Raw genomic sequence first — 3,585 nt, 5'->3', positions numbered from 1 at the left:
TGGAATTTGCCCGAGCAACCGCCTCCGCGCATTTATACACGGCGGGAAGGTCACGTAAAAAATGTGTTGGAGACTCGAAGCTAAAATGCCCTCCTTTCCTATGAAAGCTGGGCTTCTATGCCAAAATCTGCGAAAGTCGGGTTAGGGTGAGTTGTTACAGAGCGCACCTTTTGGGCTTGTGGGTCACACGTAAGGGTTGGAACAGCTATCGAGCGAGGCAGTTGTAGCCCACAGACAGTTGTAGCCCACTCTTTAGGGTGGGGAGAATTATATGATTATCAACGTCGGTTCGCTCAACCGGGTGAAGCGCGGTGCGGTGGAAGAGGTATGTCGCGAGCTCTTCGGTGACGTGACCATCAGGCATTACGGGGTTGATTCGGGGGTCGCGCATACCCCCTCTACCGATGAGGAGATCCTGCGCGGCGCGGCCCGCAGGGCCGAAGGGGCATTTCGCGCCTCAAGGGCTGACCTGGGAATCGGGCTGGAGGGCGGAATCGCACCGGGTCCGTATGGCCCTCTGCTCAAGGGATGGGTGGCTGTTTTTGACGGCACGGACACATTTGTCGGTTCGACGCCCGGGATGCCCTTTCCCCGCCATCTCCTGGAGAGAGTGAGCGCGGAGAGGGAACTCGCCAGCGTCATGGACGAGGTGAGCGGGAAGGAAGATGTGCGTTCGAAGGAGGGGGCTTTCGGAATTCTCACCCGCAATCGCATCACTCGGCTGCAGAGCTTCAAGCTCGCGCTCTACTGCGCCCTTGCGCCAATTGCGAATAGAGAAATGTACCGGGAGATAAATCCAAAATCCCAAATCCCAAATCCCAAGATTTGAAAAACGAAGGAATGAAACAGCGATTTGCCGACTTCAAAATTATGATCACGCCGACACGTATGTAGCCAGCGGGGATTATCAGTCCACAACAACACACAGTAGGGTCGACAGGAATATGCAAGGAATCTACTGGGGCGGCCTGTGGTGGATGGTGGCCTTCTACGCGATCGTGTTCTGGGTGGGCGTGTATTACTCGCGCCGGCGGGACACCGGAACCACCTCCGACCTGCTCCTCGCGGGAAGGAACATGCCGCTCTGGATCGCCCTGTGCACGATGACGGCGACCTGGGTCTGCGGCGGTTACATCAACGGCACCGCCGAGAATATCTATAAGAACGGAATCACCTGGGGAGCGCAGGGGGGGCTCTGTTACTCTCTCAGCCTAATCTTGGGGGGAGTCTTCTTCGCGAAGATTATGAGGCGCCTCGAGTTCACCACGCTCCTCGACCCATTCGAGAGGCGCTTCGGCAAGGGAATGGCAGCGGCTCTGTTCTTCCCCGCGCTCGCCGGCGAGATATTCTGGAGCGCGGCCATCCTCCTCGCCCTCGGAACGACGTTCGGTACGATATTGAATCTGGATCTGACAACCTCGATCGTCCTCTCAGCCGGTGTCGTCATCGGCTACACGACCGTCGGGGGTCTCTGGTCGGTGGCGTACACGGATGTAGTTCAGCTCGCGTTCATTTTTGTCGGCCTGGTTGTCGCGATCCCGTTCGCGGTGGTCCATGTCGGCGGGTTCGCGGAGATGGCGGTCCGTTACAGGGCCATGGGTGGCTCCTTCACATCGATCCTGCCGCCGATCCGCGGTCTTTCGCACAACGCCGCCTGGACGCTGCCTCGGGTGCTGAACTGGTGGGACTGGTCATTCCTGCTCATCCTCGGCGGGATACCGTGGAACGTCTATTTCCAGAGGGTGCTCGCCGTCCCCAATGCGAAAATTGCTCAACGGTTTTCAATCTATGCCGGTTTCTTGTGCGCGCTCATGGCAGTGCCGCCGCTCATCATCGGCATCATCGGCAGCGTGTTCCCCTGGAAGACGCTGGGCCTCGGGATTGAGTACCCCGCAATGGTCCTCCCCTATGTCCTTCGCTATCTGACACCCTACTGGATCGGCGTCATCGGCCTCGGCGCGGTCGCGGCAGCGGTCATGTCTTCTGTTGACTCATCGTTTCTCTCCGCGTCGGCGATGTTCACATGGAACTGGTACTGGAGGATCATCAATCCTGATGCGAGCGAGCGTTCCCTGCGGGTCACACTCAGGATTTCCACAGTCGTCATCGGCGCCGCCGCGACGCTTATGGCACTCAGGATAAAGAGCGTTCAGGCGCTCTGGTACCTCTGCAGCGATTTCGTGTACGTCATCCTCTTCCCGCAATTGACGATGGCCCTCTTCTGTAAATCCGCGAACCGGCCGGGTTCGATTGCAGGATTGGTGGTTTCGTTCGCCCTGCGTTTCGGCGGCGGCGACCCTCTCCTGCGCATCCCGCGGATCATTCCCTACCCCTGGTGGGACCCGGTTGCGGGCACGCTCTTCCCATTCAAGACAATCGCCATGCTGAGCGGTCTCTTGACCATCTACGTAGTTTCGAGGCTCACCTGCCGTCGCTTTCCGCCACGCCCACTTCAACTTTCATCACAGATAATCATAGATGAACACAGATAAACACAGATGTTGACTATAGTTGCTAACTTCTCATTGCGCGTTTATAGTGACATTATATGAAACTATCTGCACGCATCCTGTTCCGCCCTCATCTGTATCTGTGTCAATCTGCGGCGATCTGTGTTTATCTGTGGTCCACCGTTGATCGCATTCCGGCATTGATCCAGAAGGATGCCAGGAGGTAGTAGCACGGATAGAGGAACGAGGCGCGCAGGAGCAGCGGATTGACGTCCGGCATGTGGAAAATGAGCGCGAGGACGGAGACTGCCCACGCGACCGTGAGCGGGCGCGTCAACCGGGCGAGCGGCTTCGTTTTGAACGGATCGATGTACCTGATCGGGATAAAGACGAGCACCGCGAGCGCGAGCACGATGAGGAGATTGAGTGCGCGGGGAAACGTGAAGAGGGAGAGGTAGAGGACGGCGATGTTCCAGTAGCTCGGGAATCCCGTGAAGTAGCCGTTGTCCGTCTTCGCCTTCTCCTGGCAGAAGCCATAGGCGCTCGCGAGCAGCGGAACCATGGCCCACACCCACCGGCCCGCCGGCAGGAGGTCAGAGCGTGCAAGGATGAGCGCCGGTATGAAAACATAGTTGACGTAGTCCACGATGTCGTCGAGCTTTCTCCCGTTGAAGTCGGGGAGGATCTGCGCGGAGCGGAAACGCCGCGCGAGGGGTCCGTCGGTGCCGTCAATGAGCGTCGAGAGCGCGAGCCACAGAAACGCGCCGCGCATGTCGGCGCGCAGCACCGCGCGCAGCGCGAGAGACCCGGTGACGAGGCCGAGCGCCGTGTAGGCCTGGACCCCCCAGGCGACCATTTTCTCTCTCATTACGGTGAACTATACCAGCGGGCGGAATGAGGGTCAACCAATTAGGCACACCCGAAGTTTCCTCGTTTTTTAAAATGTTGATTTTCACCACGGAGGCACGGAGGATCTTAAAACAGCAACTACAGTTTCTCGTTACTTGTTACTAATACAAACGTCTTAAATAAAGTGACATAGTGGGCTTTTCGTGCTAATCTTAAAGCATGAAAAATCCCACATTAAATCTAACGCATTCGGAAGCAACGAAAGAAAACCTGTTAAAACTGGCCG

3 protein-coding genes are annotated in these 3,585 nt (G+C 57.4%); 2 read left to right on the top strand and 1 reads right to left on the bottom strand.

From position 1 onward, the window contains the following. Positions 1-271 precede the first annotated feature (271 nt). Positions 272-829 (top strand): inosine/xanthosine triphosphatase, encoded by a 558-nt coding sequence (locus NTX71_03750; protein ID MCX6339017.1) that lies wholly within the window; start codon positions 272-274, stop codon positions 827-829. A 115-nt stretch (positions 830-944) separates the two neighbouring features. Then, the gene (locus NTX71_03745) at positions 945-2,492 is read left to right on the top strand and encodes a sodium:solute symporter family protein (GenBank protein ID MCX6339016.1); all 1,548 of its coding nucleotides are present in this window, start codon (positions 945-947) and stop codon (positions 2,490-2,492) included. Between the two features lie 124 nt (positions 2,493-2,616). Here the strand turns inward: NTX71_03745 and NTX71_03740 are convergent, their stop codons facing one another. Continuing rightward, on the bottom strand, positions 2,617-3,318 hold the full coding sequence (locus tag NTX71_03740; protein MCX6339015.1) for a hypothetical protein: 702 nt from the start codon (positions 3,316-3,318) through the stop codon (positions 2,617-2,619). Between the last annotated feature and the right edge of the window lie 267 nt (positions 3,319-3,585).

The organism is Candidatus Auribacterota bacterium, assembly GCA_026392035.1.
Classification (GTDB): domain Bacteria; phylum Auribacterota; class Tritonobacteria; order UBA1439; family UBA1439; genus JAPLCX01.
The sequence above is the reverse complement of the archived record's forward strand: the minus strand, read 5'-3'. Positions and strand labels throughout refer to the sequence as shown.

Coding starts and splice junctions, on each gene's coding strand:
- NTX71_03750 (MCX6339017.1), top strand. CDS start 272: ATGATTATCAACGTCGGTTCGCTCAACCGGGTGAAGCGCGGTGCGGTG.
- NTX71_03745 (MCX6339016.1), top strand. CDS start 945: ATGCAAGGAATCTACTGGGGCGGCCTGTGGTGGATGGTGGCCTTCTAC.
- NTX71_03740 (MCX6339015.1), bottom strand. CDS start 3,318: ATGAGAGAGAAAATGGTCGCCTGGGGGGTCCAGGCCTACACGGCGCTC.